General features: G+C 74.3%; 18 protein-coding genes. 8 read left to right on the forward strand and 10 right to left on the reverse strand.

Going from position 1 to position 19,745, the window contains the following annotated elements; translation table 11 throughout:
* Window positions 1-11: 11 nt before the first annotated feature.
* The 4 genes from AC4H2G_RS14850 to AC4H2G_RS14865 form a co-directional block, all read right to left on the reverse strand.
* On the reverse strand, window positions 12-1,367 hold the full coding sequence (locus tag AC4H2G_RS14850; RefSeq protein WP_494366510.1) for a M12 family metallopeptidase: 1,356 nt from the start codon (window positions 1,365-1,367) through the stop codon (window positions 12-14).
* Between the two features lie 217 nt (window positions 1,368-1,584).
* Window positions 1,585-1,788 (reverse strand): cold-shock protein, encoded by a 204-nt coding sequence (locus AC4H2G_RS14855; RefSeq protein ID WP_251151039.1) that lies wholly within the window; start codon window positions 1,786-1,788, stop codon window positions 1,585-1,587.
* 548 nt (window positions 1,789-2,336) lie between these two features.
* Complete coding sequence (locus AC4H2G_RS14860) at window positions 2,337-2,765, reverse strand: ScoMcrA-related endonuclease (protein WP_494366511.1); 429 nt, start codon at window positions 2,763-2,765, stop codon at window positions 2,337-2,339.
* A 115-nt stretch (window positions 2,766-2,880) separates the two neighbouring features.
* Window positions 2,881-3,171: a DUF1905 domain-containing protein gene (locus tag AC4H2G_RS14865; protein WP_494366512.1), complete on the reverse strand. Its 291-nt coding sequence runs from the start codon at window positions 3,169-3,171 to the stop codon at window positions 2,881-2,883.
* 150 nt (window positions 3,172-3,321) lie between these two features.
* Between AC4H2G_RS14865 and AC4H2G_RS14870 the strand changes: the two genes are divergently transcribed.
* Window positions 3,322-3,897 carry a cytochrome b gene (locus tag AC4H2G_RS14870; protein ID WP_494366513.1) on the forward strand — a complete coding sequence of 192 codons (576 nt, stop codon included), beginning with the start codon at window positions 3,322-3,324 and terminating at the stop codon, window positions 3,895-3,897.
* A gap of 74 nt (window positions 3,898-3,971) precedes the next feature.
* Complete coding sequence (locus tag AC4H2G_RS14875) at window positions 3,972-4,343, forward strand: DUF5655 domain-containing protein (RefSeq protein ID WP_494366514.1); 372 nt, start codon at window positions 3,972-3,974, stop codon at window positions 4,341-4,343.
* A 27-nt stretch (window positions 4,344-4,370) separates the two neighbouring features.
* Here the strand turns inward: AC4H2G_RS14875 and AC4H2G_RS14880 are convergent, their stop codons facing one another.
* A complete protein-coding gene (locus tag AC4H2G_RS14880) occupies window positions 4,371-5,168 on the reverse strand; it encodes a hypothetical protein (RefSeq protein WP_494366515.1) in 798 nt (265 codons plus the stop codon).
* Between the two features lie 162 nt (window positions 5,169-5,330).
* On the opposite strand from AC4H2G_RS14880, the gene AC4H2G_RS14885 reads away from it, so the two are divergent.
* Complete coding sequence (locus AC4H2G_RS14885) at window positions 5,331-6,440, forward strand: alpha/beta hydrolase (protein WP_494366516.1); 1,110 nt, start codon at window positions 5,331-5,333, stop codon at window positions 6,438-6,440.
* A gap of 48 nt (window positions 6,441-6,488) precedes the next feature.
* Here the strand turns inward: AC4H2G_RS14885 and AC4H2G_RS14890 are convergent, their stop codons facing one another.
* Genes AC4H2G_RS14890 through AC4H2G_RS14900 form a run of 3 tightly spaced genes read right to left on the reverse strand, consistent with a single transcriptional unit; the run spans window position 6,489 to window position 9,740 of the window.
* Complete coding sequence (locus tag AC4H2G_RS14890; RefSeq protein WP_494366517.1) at window positions 6,489-6,818, reverse strand: DUF6221 family protein; 330 nt, start codon at window positions 6,816-6,818, stop codon at window positions 6,489-6,491.
* 4 nt (window positions 6,819-6,822) lie between these two features.
* The gene (locus tag AC4H2G_RS14895; protein WP_494366518.1) at window positions 6,823-8,709 is read right to left on the reverse strand and encodes an SIP domain-containing protein; all 1,887 of its coding nucleotides are present in this window, start codon (window positions 8,707-8,709) and stop codon (window positions 6,823-6,825) included.
* The gene (locus AC4H2G_RS14900) at window positions 8,709-9,740 is read right to left on the reverse strand and encodes an ABC transporter substrate-binding protein (RefSeq protein ID WP_494366519.1); all 1,032 of its coding nucleotides are present in this window, start codon (window positions 9,738-9,740) and stop codon (window positions 8,709-8,711) included. The genes AC4H2G_RS14895 and AC4H2G_RS14900 overlap by 1 nt, the downstream gene beginning before the upstream one ends.
* A gap of 206 nt (window positions 9,741-9,946) precedes the next feature.
* Between AC4H2G_RS14900 and AC4H2G_RS14905 the strand changes: the two genes are divergently transcribed.
* Window positions 9,947-10,705, forward strand: a complete 759-nt coding sequence (locus tag AC4H2G_RS14905) for a helix-turn-helix domain-containing protein (protein WP_494366520.1) — start codon at window positions 9,947-9,949, stop codon at window positions 10,703-10,705.
* 92 nt (window positions 10,706-10,797) lie between these two features.
* Window positions 10,798-11,856, forward strand: a complete 1,059-nt coding sequence (locus AC4H2G_RS14910; RefSeq protein ID WP_494366521.1) for a TIGR00341 family protein — start codon at window positions 10,798-10,800, stop codon at window positions 11,854-11,856.
* Between the two features lie 73 nt (window positions 11,857-11,929).
* Here AC4H2G_RS14910 and AC4H2G_RS14915 read toward each other — a convergent pair whose 3' ends face one another.
* Window positions 11,930-13,069 carry an endonuclease/exonuclease/phosphatase family protein gene (locus tag AC4H2G_RS14915; RefSeq protein ID WP_494366522.1) on the reverse strand — a complete coding sequence of 380 codons (1,140 nt, stop codon included), beginning with the start codon at window positions 13,067-13,069 and terminating at the stop codon, window positions 11,930-11,932.
* A 199-nt stretch (window positions 13,070-13,268) separates the two neighbouring features.
* Window positions 13,269-13,742 carry an HNH endonuclease gene (locus AC4H2G_RS14920; RefSeq protein WP_251151026.1) on the reverse strand — a complete coding sequence of 158 codons (474 nt, stop codon included), beginning with the start codon at window positions 13,740-13,742 and terminating at the stop codon, window positions 13,269-13,271.
* Window positions 13,743-14,179: 437 nt separating this feature from the next.
* Between AC4H2G_RS14920 and AC4H2G_RS14925 the strand changes: the two genes are divergently transcribed.
* From AC4H2G_RS14925 to AC4H2G_RS14935, 3 genes are read left to right on the forward strand one after another with little or no spacing between them, the layout of a single operon-like run.
* Window positions 14,180-15,793 carry a pyridoxal phosphate-dependent decarboxylase family protein gene (locus AC4H2G_RS14925; RefSeq protein ID WP_494366523.1) on the forward strand — a complete coding sequence of 538 codons (1,614 nt, stop codon included), beginning with the start codon at window positions 14,180-14,182 and terminating at the stop codon, window positions 15,791-15,793.
* The gene (locus tag AC4H2G_RS14930) at window positions 15,790-17,271 is read left to right on the forward strand and encodes a lysine N(6)-hydroxylase/L-ornithine N(5)-oxygenase family protein (RefSeq protein WP_494366524.1); all 1,482 of its coding nucleotides are present in this window, start codon (window positions 15,790-15,792) and stop codon (window positions 17,269-17,271) included. The genes AC4H2G_RS14925 and AC4H2G_RS14930 overlap by 4 nt, the downstream gene beginning before the upstream one ends.
* The gene (locus AC4H2G_RS14935; protein ID WP_494366525.1) at window positions 17,268-19,745 is read left to right on the forward strand and encodes a GNAT family N-acetyltransferase; all 2,478 of its coding nucleotides are present in this window, start codon (window positions 17,268-17,270) and stop codon (window positions 19,743-19,745) included. The genes AC4H2G_RS14930 and AC4H2G_RS14935 overlap by 4 nt, the downstream gene beginning before the upstream one ends.

The following is a 19,745-nucleotide window of genomic DNA, read 5'->3' on the forward strand; positions in this document are numbered from 1 at the left end:
GTCCGGGCCCCTCAGAGCCCGGCCTCGGCCGCGGCCTGCTCGGCCAGGGCCGCGACCGAGGCGCGGACGGCGTCGAGGGCCGTGGCGACCTCGGCGAGCACGACCGCGAGGTCGGCGGCCGACGTCGTGCCCGCATCCCTGTCCTGCGCCACGCCCGACTGCTGCGCGACCGCCGCCTGGTAGCGGCTCACGAAGTCGCTGTCACGGCCGAGCACGAACGGGAGGGACCGACCGATCGCCGGGTTGACCACCGGGAGCTCCGGGCGGATCGGCTCGACGACCTCGCGGATCGTCGGTCCGGGGTCGCGCACGGGCTTGCCGACGTCGCGCACCGGCTTGACCAGGTCGTCGCGGGGTTCCTTGATGATCTCCTTGAACGGCTCCTTGACGTCCTTGAACGCCTGCTTGACGTCCCTGAACGGCTCCTTGATCGTCGCGATCTCGCCGACGTCGCCCACCGGCTCCTTGATGACGTCCTTGAAGACGGGCTTGGGCCAGGAGAGTCCCGGATACATGATCTTGAGCCCGGCGAGGTCGCCCGCGGAGAGGCCGTCGCGCTGCCCGATGACGGTTCCCGCCGGGACGGGGACGAGGGGCACGATGGTCGGCTGGCCGTTCTTGGAGAAGGCCGTCGTCGGGTAGTGCATGATCGAGCCGAAGTCGTAGCCGCCGAGGTCGTCGCCGTCGCTGATGTGCTGGTTGAAGTTGTGCGCCTTGCCGTCCTCGATGTTCGCGAAGTTGATCTGCACGAACGCGTCGCGGTCTTCGCGGGACTGCTCGTGCCACAGGCCCACGGCATGCCCGATCTCGTGGATCGTGTTGCCGACCGTGCAGCCCGGGCCGAGCGTGATGTCCTGGCGCACGCCGCGGCGCCCGACCGCCGAGCTGCACCCGCCGCCGCCGACGAACCGGACGAAGGCGTCCTCGCCGTTGCGCGGCACGAGGCGCAGCGGGGTCTTGGCGTGCCAGTGCGCGATCGCGTTGTGCACTCGCGACGGGTTGGTGAGACCGGGGTCGATCTCGAACGGGACGACGCCGTTCTGCCAGCGGAACTGCGCCCCGCTGATCCCGACGGCGTGCGCGACGTCGGTGTCCTCGTCGGAGGTGAGCGTCGAGACGTCGTGCGCCTGTGCCTCCTCGACCGTGCCGATGACGATGTCGCCCTCGACGATCGCGAGACCGTCGACCTCCGCCCACACGACGGGCATCGACGCGAAGCCGTAGCCGTCGATCAGTGCCGTGCCGCCGACGGGACCGGCGGCCTGCTCGCAGGACAGGTGCTCGCCCGGTCCTGTCGTGCGTGGCGTCGTGCGCCGCGTCTTCGCGGCCCCCGACCCTCCGCCTGCCGAAGTCTTCTTCTCGGCCATGACATCTCCCTCCGGAGAACCGCGGGGAGGTCGTCCTCGGCGCGGGCGGGGCTGTGTGCTCCTGGCAGGAGGGAGTGCCTGGGGCGTACCGCTGATGCGCACGCCGGACCCGGGAGCCGCCGTACCGACGGGTCCGGGGGAACGCAGAAAGGGCCGCGCAGCTGCGCGGCCCTTCCCGGTCAGACGTTCGCCGCGGTGCGCGACGAGGGCTCTGACGTCAGAGAGGCTGGATGTTCGTCGCCTGGGGGCCCTTGGGGCCCTGGGTGACGTCGAAGGAGACGCTCTGGTTCTCCTCGAGCGAGCGGAAGCCGGTGGCCGCGATCTCGCTGTAGTGGGCGAACACGTCGGCGGTGCCGTCCGAGGGGGCGATGAAGCCGAAGCCCTTCTCGGCGTTGAACCACTTCACGGTGCCAGTAGCCATGATGTCTTCTCTCGTTGAAACGTGCGTCCCACGAACGTGGGTCCGCTTGTCACGCCCGGCGGGGCGCAGACGGGTGTGGAGGCGGGATCGGGGCGATCCGGCCGGTCTCGCGGGCGGCGCCGCGAGATGTGTGGTGGCCTGCTCGAGCGCGGTGACCACGGTCGTCGGCCGCGTGTAGCGGTCGTGGACCTGGAACCCGCGGGCGAGCCGCGTGACCATGCCGGCGTACTCGCCGTCGGACGTCGCGACCCACAGGTCGTCGTCGACGCGGCGCAGCACGGGCGGTCGGGAGGACCCCACGGCCGCAGCGGCGGTCGCGGGATGTTCAAGGGTGGAGGTGGTGATGTTCTCTGCTCTCGCTCCGCGCGCAGTGGTGGGCGGAGATCGTCGGAGGCAGCCTCTGCTGCCCTGCGCGCACGTCCTCGCGTCGGAGCTGAGGATCGAAGGACGTCGCGGGCATCCATGTCTCCATGGCGGACCCGCGACCCGAGCGCGAGCTTCAGGCTACACCACACCCGGCAGCACGCGCAGTCGTGCGCGGTGACGGCTCAGCCGCAGCTGTCGCAGATGCCCGTCGCCGGGAGCGTCACGAAGCAGGTGGGGCAGATGGGGGCGGGCCTCTCGGGCTCCGCGCTGCGCCGGGGCGTCGTCGTGCGGGCCCGCGGGGTGGTCGACGGCGTGCGGCGGGCCCGCTGCACGGGAGGCGGGGTCGGGGCAGCGGGGCCGTAGGCCTCGAACCCGTGCTTGCGCAGGATCGTCGTCGCGTCGATCCTGCCGCCGTCGAGCTCCTCCGCCGTGGCCGCCCGGCCGGTCGCGTTCTTGTGCGCGACGCCGAGGATCGCCTTCGAGTCGTACGTCCGGTCCTCGTGGTCGAAGGTCTCGCGCACCGACGGCGTGAACCCGTAGACACCGAGGAAGTTCTCGGCTCCGCGGTCGTCGTACTCGGCGATCGCGGAGAGGATGTGCTGGCGGGTCACGGCGGAGAAGGTAGCCACTCGACGAGCCTAGTCCGCCGTCCGGTCGCCCCGGACCGGGGAGGTGCGGTCCCCCGTGTGGTCCCCGACACGCCGCGGCGGCTGCGGGCGAGCATGGTCAGCTGAGCCGACGCTCGAGGTGCACGGTGACCGTGTCCCCGACGTCCTTGCCGAGCTTGGTGCGGACCTTCGCGCTCAGCGACAGCATGAGACCGCCGCTGCCCGTCGGCATGAGACCGACGTTCGGCAGCGCGACGCCGTCGACGGTCGCGTCGACGCGCACGGACCGTCCGGTGCCCAGCAGCTCGCGCGCGCCCGGCACCTCCACGCAGGGCCAGGTGTCGCCCTTGACGTCCACGCCGATCGGCGCGGTGAACGTGTGGTCGAGGGCGACGGGATCGAACGGCATGAAGGCCTCCGGAGACGGTGGTGGCAGGGATCTGTCGACCTCACGACCCGGTCCGGCGTCGGAACTCATCGGCAGCGCGTGGAACGCATCGGCATCGCGCCGCGACGCGTCGTGCCCGCACCTGTCCTCCCGACGCGCGATGATGCCGTGGTGAGGCTGCGCAACGACGCGGACGGCTACGGCACCGTGACGAAGACCCTGCACTGGGTCACCGTCGCGGCGCTCGCCGCGCAGCTCGTCGTCGGGTACCGGCTCGACGACGAGGGCGACGGGGGACAGGGTCGCGGGCGTGGCCGCGGCGAGGAGCCGGGCCGCGGTCGTGGTCGCGGTGGCGACGAGGACCGTGACGACGGCGGCGACGGGCTCGCGGAGCTGCTCCAGGGCGACCTCGACGGGCTGCTCGCCGTGCACGTCGCGCTCGGTCTGACGATCCTCGGCGTCACCGTGGTCCGCCTGGTGTGGCGGCGTCTGACGCCGCTGCCGCCGTGGGCGGCGGGCCTGAGCGCGGCGGAGCGCCGGCTCGCGCACGGTACCGAGGTGGCGCTGTACGCGACGCTGCTCGTCATGCCCGTCACGGGGATCACGCTGCTGCTCGTCGACGACGACCTGCTGTGGCTGCACGTCGCGAGCCACGTCGTGTTCTTCGTCGCGCTCGCCCTGCACGTGGGCCTCGTGCTGAAGCACCAGCTCGTCGATCGCGACCGGCTGCTGCGCCGGATGCTCTGACCGTCTGCGGGACCCGCGCGCGACGCCGGTGATCCCGAGCGGCAGGGGCCCGGGCGCCGACCTAGCGTGGAGGCATGGGGCACGGGGGCGCGCACGAGGTCGGCACCTTCTTCGACGGTGCGCCCGACGGGTTCGCCCTGTTCGAGGTCGTCGCGGACGCCGTCGACGAGATCGGGCCGTCCGGGGTGCAGGTCTCGACGAGCCAGGTGGCGTTCCGCCGCCGTCGCGGCTTCGCCTACGTGTGGCGCCCGGGCCGGTACCTGAGGTCGGACGTCGCGGCGGTGCTGTCCATCCCGCTGCCGCGGCGGATCGACTCCGACCGGCTCAAGGAGGTGGCGCACCCGTCGCCGACGGTGTGGATGCACCACCTCGAGCTGCGCGACGCGGCGGACGTGGACGACGAGGTGCGCGGCTGGCTCGCGGAGGCCTACGCCCACGCTGGCTGACCGACGGGCGCCGCGCGCCCTCCGGTGTCAGCGGTCCGGCGGTGATTCGTCGTCGACGTCGCCGCGCGCGGTCGACGGAGCGGTCGGTGCGCCGCCGAGAACCGACCGCAGGCGCTCCTGGCGCGCCCGGTACGCGGTCCCGAACCGGGCTTCAGAGCGGGCGAGCCGCCGTGGCCGGCCGGCGTACCGGCGTCGGGCCCAGTACGACGACGGCTTGGCGAGCCGGACGGCCCCGACGAACGCGACGAGCGGCACGACGATCCCGATCAGGCCCGTCGCGAGCTTGCCCTTGAGGATGCACACGAGCGCGAGGCACAGGTGCACGACGACCGTGACGACGTACACGACCCGGCCGCTCCCCGAGCCGTCCGACGTGACCCCGATCGGGGACGCGGAGAACAGCAGGGCGCCACCGATCGCGCCACCGACGAGGATCGCCTCGATCGACCGCTGACCCTGCTCGGCCCAGTACACGTCGTCGAGGTACAGCCAGAGCGCGAACTCGTCGAGAGCGAGCGCCGCGCCGGCTCCGAAGAGCAGCGCGAGGACCTCGGACCATGGGTGGCCGGGGGAGTAGCGGAACTCGAGCATCCCCGTGAGCAGGACGAGCAGGATGCCCCAGACCTGGTGGTGCACGTGCACGCCGCCGATCGAGACGTCACCAATCACCCGACCTCGGCCCCTCGGACGGTCGCCGTCGCTCCTCTGCGCCCGGATCCGCCGCGTGACGGACCGGACGACGACGAAGGTCACGACGAACCCGACGAGCGCGAACAGCGCGGGCGCGCGCCCGGCGTCGACCACGTGTTCGGTGTACCAGCCCATGTCCCTCCCGCTCCGACACCATCGTCGGGCGTGCTGCGGGGCACGGCGACCGCATCGTCGCCGACCGGTGCCGCGGCAGGGCTCGGCGACGGCGCGCCGGGCGGCTGCTAGCGTGACCAGGCCCCTCGGTCAGCCGTCGTCGGGCTCGACCGGAGGAGCGAGATGGACCTGGCACGGCAGCGCGACGACGGCGACGGCCCTGCCGGCCCGGCCGGCCCTGCCGCGACCGCATGCCCGTCCGGGCCCGCCGGCCCGGCGAGGGACCCGCGCTCTCGTGGCGCCGCGTGGGTGCGCACGGCACTGCGACTCGTGCTCGCGATCGCTCTGCTTGCAGCACCCGCCTGGGTCCTGGCGACGACCGGCGACGCCGTCCCGCACCAGCACTGGTCGCTCGCCGCGCTGCTCGCGTTGAGCGCGGTCGCCGGCCTGACGCTCGGCGTGACGACGGTCCTGGCCGTGCGGCGTCGCACGGGCGACGGGCGCACGAGCGAACGGCACCGCGACGACCGGCACCGCGACGACGGGCGGTGGGGCCGAGCCTTGCTCGCGACCGCCGCCGGCCTCGGCTTCGCGGTCCTGGTCGTCCTCGCGGCAGCCTTGGTGTGGCTGCGGCCCTTCGTCGCGACGGATCCGGCACTCGCGGCGCTCGAGAGCGACGACGCCGTCGAGGTCCGGGAGGAGGCGGGCTGGTACGCGTTCGTCCCGCGCGACGGCGCCCCGACGACGGGCATCGTCTACTCGCCCGGCGCTCGCGTCGACGCGCGTGCCACCGCGGCGGTCCTGCGGCCGCTCGCCGAGGCCGGGTACCTGGTGGTCTCGCTCAAGGAGCCTCTCGGCATCGCGTTCACGTCGCCCGCGCAGTCCGCCGCGGCGATGGACGCGTTCGGCGACGTCGACCGGTGGGCCGTCGGCGGGCACTCGCTCGGTGGCGTGGTGGCGTCGTCGTTCGCGGCGGACCGCGACGCCGAGGTCGACGGGCTGCTGCTGCACGGCTCGTACCCGAGCACGGACATCAGCGCGGCGGACCTGCTCGTCACCTCGGTGTGGGGATCCCGGGACGGGCTCTCCACACCGGACAAGATCGAGGCGTCGCGCGCCGACCTGCCGCCCAGCACGCGCTTCGTCGAGGTGCCCGGCGGCGTGCACGCGTTCTTCGGCGACTACGGGGAACAGCCGGGCGACGGCGTCCCGGGGACGAGTCGTGCGGACGCCCAGGCGCAGATCGTCGCGGCGAGCATCGCGGCCCTCGACGCGGTCGCGACGGCGCCGTAGGCCGGGCGCTCCCGGGACGAGGTGGCGGCCCCGGGTCGGTCCTGCGGGTCAGGGCCGCCAGGCCTCGTCGTAGTCCGGGTGGTCGGCGTAGACGGTGGCAAGCTCCTTGAGGATGCGGTCGCCGACGAACGAGACCCCGCTCTGGGCGCGGGCACTGCTGGCACGTTCCAGGTCGACGGTCATGTCGTACCCGGTGGCCTCGTGCGCGAGCTCGACGATGCGCTGCTTCGCGCCGCACTCGGCCAGCACCCGGGCCAGGGTCCATCGCGCGCCGCGGCGGTCGGCCGCCTCGCCGTGCCCGTCGTGCTCCTGGCCGACGGCGCGGGCCGCAGCCTCGTCCTCGGCGATCCTGGAGAGCAAGAACTCGGTCGGCGTCATCCGCCTAGTGTCCCGCGTGCGCTCCGATGGTGACGAGCTCGACCAGCTCCACGCCCCACCCGAGCGGCTCGTGGCGCGCGACGTGCCACCCCGCGAGCCCGGCGATGCGGGCGACGTCGGCCGGGGTGCGCGGCGGCGCGCCGGTGGCGGCGAGCGCGAGCAGCGCGTGCTCGGCGGCGTGCGGGCTGAGGCCATCGGGTGCGAAGTTCTCGACGAGGAGGACCCGGGGAGCGGCGGCCCGCAGCGTGGTCAGCAGCTCGACCAGCTCGGCGTCGGTGCGGTGCGCCGCGCCGAGCGCGCTGACGGCCACGTCGGAGGCCGGCCACGACGTGGCGAAGTCCCACGAGGACGACGCGTCCAGGTCGTCGCCCGCGGCGCCGCGTAGGACGGCGAGCGGGACGGTCTCCTCGACGACGGTCACCGACTCGACACCCGCGACGTCGCCGAGCCGCTCGGAGACGACCAGCGCGCCCGGGCCGCCGACGGCGACCTTCGTCGCACCCTCCCACGCGGGCCACGACGCGAGGCCGGTGAGGACGTACGCGAGGACGTCGGCGTGCTCGACGAGCTCGGCGGCCCGCTCGGCGTCGTGCTCCACCTCGGCCCGCAGGGTGCGTCCGCGCGCGTGCTGCCACGCGGGCGCCCCGGAACGCTGCGCCGTGGCGAGCACCGCGAGCGCGAGCACGAGGTCGGCCTCGTGGCCCTCGTACTCCTCGCGCTCGTGCTCGTCGTCGAGGATCTCCTCGCCGGCGTCGCCGAGCCGCAGTGTTGCCCCGTCGACCTCGACGATCCCGACGCCGGCCAGGACGCCCGCGAGCGCCGCGACCGTGCCCGGCGGCACGGAGAGTGCGCCGGCGAGGTCGTCGACGTCGCGGGGGCCCGTGCCGAGCGCGTCGAGCAGCCCGAGCTGCAGGGCCGCGCGCGTCGCGAGCCACGGCACGGGCGAGGGGACGCCGGCCGGCGCGGCCGGAGGCGCGCCGCCGGAGCGTGCGGCGGCATCCGACGGGGCGGCCGACGCGGTGACCACCGTGGCCGCCGCATCCGCTGCCGCACCGGCCGCCGCACCGGCCGTCGCGGTGGCCGAGCCGTCGGCGGCGACCGGCTCGAGGTGCCAGTACCCGGTGACGTCGACGTGCGAGCGTTCGAGCCCGCGCTCGCGCACGAGGTACCGGCGCACGGGCAGCAGCGCACGGCTCTCCGCCGCGGCCCATGCGTACGCCTGCCCGGGCCACCAGTCGAGCGCGCGCACGGCGTCGTCGAGCACCGCCCGGTCGCCCTCGGGTGCGACGACCCAGCGGACCGTGTCGCCGGAGCTCAGCGCGAGGTCCTGGCGGGCGCTCTCGTCCGCGACGTGGACCACGACCTGCACGGGCACGTCGACGGGACGCTCGTCGAGGAAGCGACCGATCGCCGGCAGCGCCGTCTCGTCACCCACGAGCAGGGCCCACGCGACGTCGTCGGGCCAGACCGTCGACGCCTTGGGTCCCACGAACCACACGTCCGAGCCCGGCACGGCCGCGGCGGCCCACGCAGCCGCCGGGCCGTCGCCGTGCAGCACGACGTCGAGGTCGAGCTCGCCCGCGACCGGGTCCACCCGGCGAGGCGTGTAGTCGCGCCCCTGGCGCTGCGACGAGGGCAGCCAGTCGATGCCGTGCGCGCGCTGGACGGGCAGCGCGGCCTCGACGTCGCCGTCCGCGGCGAAGATCAGCTTCACGTGGTCGTCGAACCCGGGCGCGGCGAACGCGGGCATCGGCAGGCCGTCTCGCTCGAACGCGCCGAGCTCGGGGCCGACGAGGGTGAGGCGTCGCATGCGGGGCGTCACGTCGACGACGCGCGCGACCTCGACGTGCCGCAGGACGAGCGGGTGGGTGCGCAGGCGGTGCTGGGCCATCAGGAGAGCTGCTCCTCGACGACGTCGAGGAGGCCCATCGCCTCGTGGTAGTCGCCGCGGATCGTCCACGTCGGCAGGTCGTACGCCTGCCCGGCCTCGAACGACGGCAGCCCGGCGTAGACCGGGTCCTCGGCGAGCGTCGCGACGTCGGTCGTCGCGCCGTTGAACCCGATGACGAAGACCGTCGGGGCGGTGAACACCGAGCCGACCTGCTCCGCGGAGACCTCGAACATGTCGCCGCCCGCCGTGTACGGCTCGGCGTCCGTGCGCTCCTGGACCGTGTCGATCTCGAAGCCGAGCTCCTCGAACGTGCTCGGGAGCGCCTCGCCCTCGATGAGGGCGAAGGTCTTGCCGTCCGACGTGCCGGCGAGGAACGCCGTCGCGCCGTCGGGCACGGTGATCGCGTCGCGCACCTCGGCGAGGCGCTCGTCGTACCCGGTCACGAGCTCGTCGGCCGTCGCGGCCTGGTCGAACACGTCGTCGGCCAGGAACTCGAGCTGTTCCTGCCACGTCGTGAAGGACCCCGAGACGAGGACGGTCGGAGCGATCTGGCTCAGGCCGTCGTACACGTCGGTCGCCTGCTTGAGGGGGAAGCCCCACCCACCGCCCACGATGAGGTCGGGCTCGAGCGCGAGGATCGCCTCGAGGTTGTACCCGTCCGCGCTCCAGTCCATGAGCTCGGTGCCGTCCGCCTCGGCCTCCTCGGCCCAGAAAGGGGAGAACGCCGGGTCGGGGTCGTCCGTGACCTCGGGGACGGTCGCGAGCACGGGGACGTCGAGGGCGTACAGGTACCCGGCGAGGGCGTGGTTGAGCACGACGACGCGCTGCGGGTCCGCGGGGACGGTCACCTCGCCCTGGTCGGTCACCACGACGCGGTCCGCGGGCTCGGAGGTCGAGGTGTCGGCCGCGTCGTCGGTCGCCGTGGCGTCGGCGTCGCCGGGGTCGGTGCTCGCGGAGCACGCGCCGAGCGCGAGCACGGCGGCGGTGGTCAGCGCGGCGGCGCGGAGGGTGGCACGACGCAGGGGCAGCATGGAGAGACCTCACAGTCAGGAGTCGGGGTGCGAGGGCCGCGTCCGACGGCACGCCTCACGAGGTTAGGCTAACCACACCTGGGGACGGGTCCGTCCCCGGAGGCGACATCGGCGGTACCGGACACGACACGGGATGCGACACCGCACGCCGAGAGACGAGACGCGGCACCGGGCAGCTCCCGGGAGCGCCGGGGGAGAGGAGCACCATGACACCGACCGCCCTGAGCGCCGTCGTGCCCGAGAACGCGATCCGGTTCCTCGGCCACGGCACCCACACGCACGACGAGCCGCACCTCGTCCACGTCGTGACCGGCACGGCCGAGCTCGTCGTCGACGGCGACCCTCTCACCCTGCACACCCACGAGAGCCTCTGGCTCGCGCCGGGCGTGCCGCACTCGATGCGCCTGCCCGACGGCGCGATGGCGCTCGGGCCGCTCCTGTCGCCGGGCGTCGAGCCCGCACAGCGCGTGCGTCGGCTCGGTGTCGTGCCCGCCGTCACGTCCCTCCTGACGGCCGCGCTGTGCGCCGGCCCGAGCACGCCCGAGCAGGTCGCGCCCTTCCGCGCCGCCCTCGAGGACGTCCTGCGCGGGCTCGGCACGGACTACTTCGCGCTCACGCCGCCCCAGCACCCCGTGGCGCGCGCCGTCGCGGCCGAGGCGGCCGGCACCGGGGCGACACTCGACGAGCTCGCCGGTCGTCGGCGCACGAGCACGCGCCACGTGCAGCGGCTCTTCGTCGAGGAGACGGGCCTCGCGTTCGGGCGCTGGCGCACGCGGTCGCGCCTCAACGTCGCCATCGCGCGCCTGCGCGGCGGGTCGCAGCTCGACGCCGCCGCGCACGCCGCCGGCTACGCGACGCGTGCCGGGCTCCTGCGCGCGCTGAGCCGTGAGACGGGGATCGCCGTGCCAGAGCTGTCCCACGACCCCGTCGCGGCGCTCGCGGCCGGGTCGGGCGTGCCGGTCTGAGCTCCGCGGTCGAGGCCGGTCCATACTGACGTCGCGACGGGCACAGGCCCGCCGGGGCGCCCGACGGAACGGGCCCGCACCACGGAGGCAGCATGACGTCGAAGGCCACCCCCGAGCAGGCCCCCGCTCCCGCGCGGCGCGCGTCGTTCCTCGGCGCGCTCGTGCCGCCCGCGCAGCGCCGCCCGCTCGACGAGCTCGCCGACCGGCTCGACCTCGACGCGGGCGACTCGCGGGCCAAGACGTCGGCGTTCTGGGTGATGCTCGTCCTGTCCGGCGTCATCGCGGTCGCCGGCGTCATCACCGACTCCACCGCGACGGTCATCGGCGCGATGATCATCGCGCCGCTGTCGACCCCGATCCTCGGCGTCGGCCTCGGGATCGTCACGGCGAAGGGCCGGCTCGTCGCACGGTCCGCGCTCACGGTCGTCCTCGGGCTCGCGACCGTGGTCGTGCTCGGCTGGCTCGTGGCGCTCGTGCTCCCGGACACCGCGCACGTCCTCGCGAACTCCCAGGTGACCGGCCGGACGTCGCCCGGCCTCCCCGAGCTCGTCGCGGCGTTCGCGACCGGCTTCGCGGGCGCCATCGCCCTGGCCCGCCGCGACCTCGGCGACGTGCTGCCCGGCATCGCGATCGCCATCTCCCTCGTCCCGCCGCTCGGCGTCGTCGGCGTGTGCCTCGGCGCCGGGGCGCCGTCGCTCGCCGCGGGGGCGCTGCTGCTGTTCACGTCGAACGCGGTCGCGCTCGTCATCGCCGCGACCGTCGTCTTCACCGGTGCCGGGTACGCGGCCGAGGCGTCGGACGCGCGGGCCGCGGTCCACGGCCCGCGGCGTGTGCGGCGCGCGTACGTCGTGGCGGGCGTCGCGCTCGTCGTCGTCGCCGTGCCGATGGTCGCGAACACCGTGCAGGCGGCGCTCGCGGAGCTGTGGGCGGGTCAGACCCGCGCTGCCGCGGAGGACTGGCTCGCCGACGACCCCGCCGCGGTCGTGGAGGGTGTCTCGTGGCAGGGTCAGGACCTCGTCGTGGCCGTGCGGACGCCGAACGACCTCCCGCCGGTCGACACGCTCCAGGCCGACGTCGACACCCTGGTGCCGTGGCAGCCCGAGGTGGTCGTCGTCCACACCGTCGGGGAGCGGGTCGAGGACGACCGCTGAGGGCACCGTCCGCCGCGGTCGCGAGCCTGCCGGCCCGGCCACCGTCGCAGCGGGGCCAGCCGACGGGATGCGGTCAGGCGACGTCGAGGTCCGCGTAGAGCGCGGCGTGGTCGGACGCCGCGTGCACCGGCGACGTCATCGTGTCGTAGTGGGGGAAGAGGGTGCCGTTGCGCCCGCCCCACACGCCCTGGCGGAACACCGACCCCCCGACCGTCCGCTCGAACAGCGCGGGGGAGAGCAGCACGTAGTCGATCTTCTGGCTCGCGGTGCCGTTGCCGTAGGTCCCGGGCCGGTCGTCCCCGGCGAACGTCGGGTGCTCGCTGACGTCGCGCAGGTCGGTCCCCTCGAGCAGCGGTCGCAGCGGGGCGCTGTCGGGCGTGTCGTTGAGGTCGCCCGCCACGACGACGTTCTCCTGGCCGCTCGCGCGCAGCCGCCGGTAGATCTCCGCCACGTGCCGGGCCTGCCGGCGCCGGGTGGCGTCGCTGTCCGCCTGGACGCCGTACCCCTTGGACTTGAAGTGGTTGACCAGGACCGTGATCGTCGCGCCCGACGGGAGCTGGACGAGGTACTCGGGGCAGTCGCGCCCGAACACGACGCGCCCGCTCGAGTCGCGGTCGTCGACGTGGGACCGGATGCCACCGATGCCCAGGCGGCGCGTCGTGAGGAGCCCGACGTCGATCCCGCGGTCGTCGTTGCCGTCGATGAGCATGACGTGCGGGTACAGCGGCTTGCCGGTGCGGGTGACGACGCCCGCGTCCGTGAAGTGCTTGAGCGCGATGCGGCTCTCGGCCTCGACGACGGCGAGGACGTCCGCGTCGACGTCGGCGATCACGCGCGCCGCGTGCGCCGTGGCGAGCTCGTCGACCCGTTCCTTGACGAGGTCGACCCACCCGATCCAGTCGCCGCGGCCCGTCGCGACGACCTCGGTCCGTGCCGTGCCCGCGGCGAGCGAGCCGGTGCGGCGCAGGAGGCGTCCGCGGACCTGGCGCAGGACGGCGAGCTCCGCGCCGTCGGACCGGAGCAGGCCCAGCGTCTCCAGGTGCTCCAGGACCTCGGTGCGCACGGCGTCGGTGTACACCTCCTCGCCGAGCAGCGCGTTGACCCGGGCGTGCGCCGCGAGGACCTCGTTCCCGCCCCCGCTCATCGGGCCGTGCATCGCGCGCGGCCGCTCGAACAGGTTCTCCACGTTGTACGCCCCGACCCGGAACGGCATGGCGGCCTCCCTCACGTCGCCCCGACGTGACGTCGGGGACCCGTCCGGGCGTCGGTGCGGTCGGCGCCCTACCTGGGGAGAGGGCGCACGGGCGCGGTCGGGACGCAACGCCCGGTCCCGAGGGCCGCGACCGCGCGCAGGGCGAAGGCCCGGCCGGTGTCACCGCCACCGACCGAGCCGCTGGGACCCGACGACGCCGTCAGCGCGGGCGCGGCGCCGGTGCCGTCGGGTAGATGTCGCGGAACGTGGGCTCGAACGCGGGTCTGAGGAGTCTCATCCCCGCCTCGTCGGGCGTGCGCCCGCCCTTGACGGCGTTGCACGGCTCGCACGCCGCGACCGCGTTGAGCCACGTCGTCGTCCCGCCCTGGCAGCGGGGCACGACGTGGTCCATGGTCGTCGCCGTCCCGCCGCAGTAGGCGCAGCGGTACCGGTCGCGCCGCAGCAGCGCCGCGCGCGAGTACGGGACGCGCCCCTGGCGGTCGTAGACCCACCGTGCGTGGACGTAGCGGACGAGCTCGACCGAACGTGGCCGCTGGTACGGCCCGAACGTCTCGCCCTCGACCACCTCGAGGACCTCGGCGACGCGGCGGTGCAGCATGCGGATCGCGTGCCGCAGCGAGACGCGGCCGAGCACCTGGCTGCCGCCGAGGTTGTAGATGACCACCTCGCTCATGGTCGCGTCTCCTTCGTCGATCCTTGCCGGGACGACGAGAGCCGCCCCAGAACGGTGCCCCGGGACGGCTCAGCAGGTGGACGACGGACGTCGTCTACCTGAGGAGCGCCCTTCGGGACAGGCCGGTGGTCCACGGGTACGTCATGCGGTCCACCTGCCTCTCGTCGGTCGTCACGGTCGAGCGTCCGGGCGGGTTCGACCGGACGAAAAGCAGGCTATGCCCGTCGGGGCCTCACGTCCACGGTTTACGCGGGCCCGTCGCCCGGTCCTGTGATGGTGGGGCGACGCCGCCTCGTCCTCCTCGTCGCGTAGCAAGAGTGGCGCACGCCACACTTCACGGCGTGACGTCCTGCGCTAAGTTAGGCAAGCCAAACCTCAGGACCTATGGATGTGTGTGGTGCGTCCGGTCCTCCCTCCCCGCCTCGAGGAGCTTTGTCATGCCCTCAGCACGACCTCTCGTCGCGCCGGTCGCGACCGCCTCGCTGACGTCGTCGCGGACCGCGAGCGCTCCCGACGCCGCGCCGTCGCCGGAGCGCGCCGGCACGGCGCTGCTCACCTCGGCGAGCGCCGGCGCCTACGCGAGCACGCTGCACGCCGTCGTCGACGACGTCGCCGCCCGCGTGGCCGCCGTGACCCAGCCGTGGTCCGGCGCGTCTCGCTCGCAGCTCGCCGCCCTTGTCGACGCCGTCGACCTGGACGCGCCGGGCCTCGGCACCGACGCCGCGCTGCGCGAGACCGCCGACCTCTACGCGACGCACGCCGTGTGGTTCCACGACCCCGCGTACGCCGCGCACCTCAACTGCCCGGTCGCGCTGCCCGCCGTCGGGGCGGAGGCGATGCTCGCCGCGATCAACACGTCGGTCGACACCTACGACCAGTCGACCGTCGCGACGCTCATGGAGCGCCGCCTCGTCGCCTGGACCGCCGAGCGCGTCGGATACGTCGCGGGCGACGGCGTCTTCACCTCCGGGGGCACCCAGTCCAACCTGCAGGCGCTGTTCCTCGCCCGCGAGCACGCCGTCGAGCGCGAGACCCGCGGTGGCGCGTCCGGCCGCGGGCCCGGCCGCACGCCCGGGCGCCCGACCCGCTCCGACGTCCTCGGACGTCTGCGCGTCCTCACGAGCGCGTCCAGCCACTTCAGCGTCGTGCGCTCCGCGTTCCTGCTGGGCCTCGCCGAGGACGCCGTCGTCACGGTGGCCGCCGACGCGCACGGCCGCCTCGACCCCGCGGCGCTCGCGGGCGCCCTCGCCCGGGTGCTGGCCGCGGGCGACGTCGTCATGGCCGTCGTCGCGACGGCCGGCACGACCGACCGCGGCTGCGTCGACCCGCTCGCCGCGGTCGCCGACGCGTGCGACGCCGCGGGTGCGTGGCTGCACGTCGACGCCGCGTACGGGTGCGGGCTGCTCGTCTCCCCGACGCGACGCCACCTCCTCGACGGGATCGAGCGGTCGCGGTCGGTGACGGTCGACTACCACAAGGCGTTCTTCCAGCCGGTGTCCGCGAGCGCGCTGCTCGTCCGCGACCCGGCCGACCTCGCGCGCGTCGCGCACCACGCCGACTACCTCAACCCGCTCGAGAACGCCGAGCCGAACCAGGTCGACAAGTCGCTGCAGACGACCCGGCGGTTCGACGCGCTCAAGCTCTGGGCCACGCTGCGGGCGCTCGGCGCCGAGGGGATCGGGCGCATGGTCGACGCGGTGTGCGACCTCGCGGCCGCCGTGCACGCGGACCTCGCCCACGACCCGGACCTGCGGGTCGTCGCGCGCACCGACCTGTCCACGGTCCTGTTCCGCTACGAGCCCGCCGGGCTGGCGCCCGAGCACGCCGACCGGCTCGTGCCGCTCGTGCGGCGCGTGCTCTTCGAGTCGGGCCGTGCGCTCGTCGCCAAGACCGTGCTCGACGGCGTGCCGTGCCTCAAGCTCACGCTCCTCAACCCCGACGTCACGCTCGACGACGTGCGCCGAGTGCTCGACCTCGTGCGCACGACCGCCCAGGCGCTCGTCGACACCGACGAGCTGCTCGCCGACGACGCGACGGCGGTGGCCCGATGAGCGCCGTCGTGCACGACGTCGTCGGGGTGGGGATCGGCCCGTTCAACCTGGGCCTCGCCGCGCTGTCAGCGCCGCTCGACGACGTCGACGCCGTGTTCCTCGACCAGGCGCCGGAGTTCCGCTGGCACCCCGGCATGATGATCGACGGCGCGACGATCCAGGTCCCGTTCCTCGCGGACCTCGTGACGATGGCCGACCCGACGTCGCCCTACTCGTTCCTCGCGTACCTCAAGGCGACCGGGCGGCTGTACCCGTTCTACATCCGCGAGTCGTTCTACCCGCTGCGCGCCGAGTACGACGCGTACTGCCGCTGGGTCGCGCAGCGGCTGCCGTCGCTGCGCTGGGGGCGTCGTGTCGTCACCGTGGACCGCGACGAGGCGTTGGACGCGTTCCTCGTGCGCGCCGAGGTGCTGGGCGCGGACGGCACGGTCACCGCGATCGAGGAGCACAGGGGGCGCCATCTGGTCCTCGGGGTGGGCACGAGCCCCGTGCTGCCGCCCGCGCTGCGCGCGCTCGCCGACGAGGTCGCCGCGGGCGAGCATCCCGGCGCCGGGCCGCTCGTGCACAGCGCGCAGTACGTGCCGCACCGCGAGGTGCTCGCCGCGAGCGGGTCCGTCACGGTCGTGGGCAGCGGGCAGTCGGCGGCGGAGATCTACCGCGACCTGCTGGACGGCGTCTACGGAGGAGGTCGCGGCGGGATCGGCGCGGGAACCGACGGGTACCGGCTCGACTGGGTGACGCGCTCGCCGCGCTTCTTCCCCATGGAGTACACGAAGCTGACGCTCGAGATGACGTCGCCCGAGTACACGGACCACTTCCACGCCCTGCCGCTGGAGCTGCGCCAGCTCCTCGGGCGCGAGCAGCGCGGGCTGTACAAGGGGATCAGCGCCGACCTGGTCGACGACATCTACGACGCGCTCTACCGCCTCAGCCTGGACCGCCCGGTGCCGACGACGCTCCTCACCGACACCGAGGTCGTCGCCGCGCGCTACGAGCCGGCCGACGCAGCCGGGTCCGGGTCCGGGTCCGCACCCGCGGGTCCGGGGGAGTACGTCCTGCGCCTGCGACACGCCCAGCTCGGTCGCGAGGTCGAGCGCCGGACGCGGGCGCTCGTCGTCGCCACGGGGTACGCCGCCACCGTCCCCGCGTTCCTCGACCCCGTGCGCCACCTGCTGCGGTTCGACGAGCTCGGCCGCCTGGACGTGGCGCGCGACTACACGGTCGACGCCGCGCGCCGCGTGCACGTGCTCAACGGCGAGGAGCACACGCACGGGATCACCGCGCCGGACCTGGGCTTCGCGGCGTGGCGCAACTCCGTCGTGCTGCGCACCGTCACGGGCCGCGAGGTCTACCCCGTCGAGGAGCGCATCGCGTTCCAACGGTTCGGCCTGCCCGACGACGAGCACACCCGCCCCGTCGCGACGCCGCCTGGCGCCTCCGTCGACGGGGTGGCCATCGCGAAGGAGGCGGCCCGATGACCGCGACGACCGAGATGACGACCGAGACGACGACCGCCACCCCGTTCGCCGTGCGCGTGCGCTGCGGCGAGGGTGTTGCGGACGTGCGCGTCGAACCCGTCGACCCGGCGCGCGACGCTGCCCTCGTCCAGGGCTGGCTCGCCCACCCGCGCTCGGCGTTCTGGCAGCTCGGCCACCTCGACGTCGACGGGGTGCGGGACTACCTCGACGGCGTCGCGGCGGACCCGCACCAGGACGCGTGGCTCGGCCACGTGGACGGCGAGCCGGCGTTCCTCGTCGAGACGTACGACCCGGCGCGCGTGACGCTCGTCGACGTGCCGGAGGCCGTCGAGCTGCTCGAGCCGGGCGACGTCGGGATGCACCTGCTCGTCGCGCCGCCCGAGTCCGGAGCGGCGCGGCACGGCCTCACCTCGGCGATCATGGGCGCCGTCGTGCGGTTCTGCCTGGCGCAGGACGGGCGGGGCGCGCGCCGCGTCGTCGTCGAGCCGGACGTGCGCAACGCCGCGATCGCGGCGAAGAACGCCGCCGCCGGGTTCCGCGTGCTGCGCGAGATCGACCTGCCCGGCAAGCGCGCACATCTCGCGGTCGCGACGCGCGCCGACCTCGACGCGAGCCCGCTCGGCGACGGCGTCGACCCCGCGCCGCACCTGCGACCCGACCTCGCCGACCGCGCGCACCGGCACCTCGTCGCCAAGGCGATCGCCGAGCTGACCCACGAGCGGCTGCTCGCGCCGCGCACGGTGCGCGAGGCCACCACGCCGAACGGGCCGGGAGAGTACGTCCTGGCCGTCGCAGGCGGCGCGGTCGAGTACCGCTTCACAGCCCGGCGCTACGCGCTCGAGCACTGGGTGCTCGACGAGCCGTCCATCCGCCGCACGGTGCACGACGGCGCACGCGCTGCCACCTCGGCAGCCCCGGCCGCACGGGCAGTGCCGACCGACGCGCCGACCGACGCACCGGTCGACGTGCTGGACCTCGTCGTCGAGCTCCAGCCGGACCTGCGGATCCCCGACGACCTCCTCGCAACGTACCTCGAGGAGGTGTCCTCGACGCTCGCGAGCGCGACCGCGAAGCTCGAGCGTGCCGAGCGTACGGGCGGACCGACCGCGACGGACCTGCTGGGCGCGTCCTTCCAGGAGGTCGAGGCGGCGATGACGGAGGGCCACCCCGCGTTCGTCGCCAACAACGGGCGCATCGGCTTCGGGCTCGCCGAGTACCGCGCCTACGCACCCGAGAACGCCGGCCGCGTGCGCCTCGTCTGGCTCGCCGCGCGCCGCGAGCACACCCACCTCGCGCTCGGTTCGGGACTGGACGAGGCCGCGCACTACGGCGCCGAGCTCACCGCCGACGAGCGCGCGGCCTTCGCCGGGCGCCTCGTCGACCGGGGCCTCGACCCGGACGACTACCTGTACCTGCCGGTGCACCCGTGGCAGTGGGAGCACCGCGTCCCCATCACGTTCGCGGCCGACGTCGCACGCGGGGACCTGGTCCCCGTCGGCCTGGGCGCGGACGAGTACCAGCCGCAGCAGTCCATCCGCACGCTGTTCAACCTCACGCGGCCCGAGCGGCACTACGTGAAGGTCGCGCTCGCGATCCAGAACATGGGCTTCCTGCGCGGCCTGTCGCCCGCCTACATGCGCGCGACGCCGGCGATCAACGACTGGGTCGCCGACCTCGTCGCGGGCGATCCCGAGCTCGGCGGCAGCGGCTTCACCGTGCTGCGCGAGCTCGCCTCGATCGGGTACACGGGCGACGTCTACCACCGCACCGCGACCCCGTCGGCGCACCGCAAGATGCTCGCCGCGCTGTGGCGCGAGAGCCCCGTGCCGCGTCTCGCCCCCGGCGAGCGCCTCGTGACCATGGCGGCCCTGCTGCACCGCGACGCACACGGCGCCGCGTACGCCACGGCGCTCGTCCGCGCGTCGGGGGTCGAGCCGGCCGACTGGGTCCGGTCGTACCTGCGCGCCTACCTGCGCCCGCTCGCGCACGCACTGCTCGCGCACGACCTCGCGTTCATGCCGCACGGCGAGAACCTCATCCTCGTCGTGCGCGACCATGTGGTGGTGCGCGCGGTCATGAAGGACATCGGCGAGGAGGTCGCCGTGCTCGGCGAGCGCGCGCTGCCGCCGGGCGTCGAGCGCGTGCGCGCCGTCGTCGACGACGCGGAGAAGGCGCTCGCGATCTTCACCGACGTGTTCGACGGCGTGCTGCGCCACCTCGCCGCGATCCTCGCCGGCGACGGGGTGCTGGCAGAGGACCGCTTCTGGTCGCTCGTCGGCGAGTGCCTCGACGACCATCGGGCCGACCACCCCGACCTGGAGACGGGCGTGGACCTGCGCGCCCAGCGGTTCGCGCACTCGTGCCTCAACCGGCTCCAGCTGCGCAACACCCTGCAGATGGTAGACCTCGCCGACCAGTCCGCGTCGCTGCTCTACGCGGGGACGCTCACCAACCCCGCCGCCCGGGAGCACTGA

This window comes from Cellulosimicrobium sp. BMG9.23 (assembly GCF_059159985.1).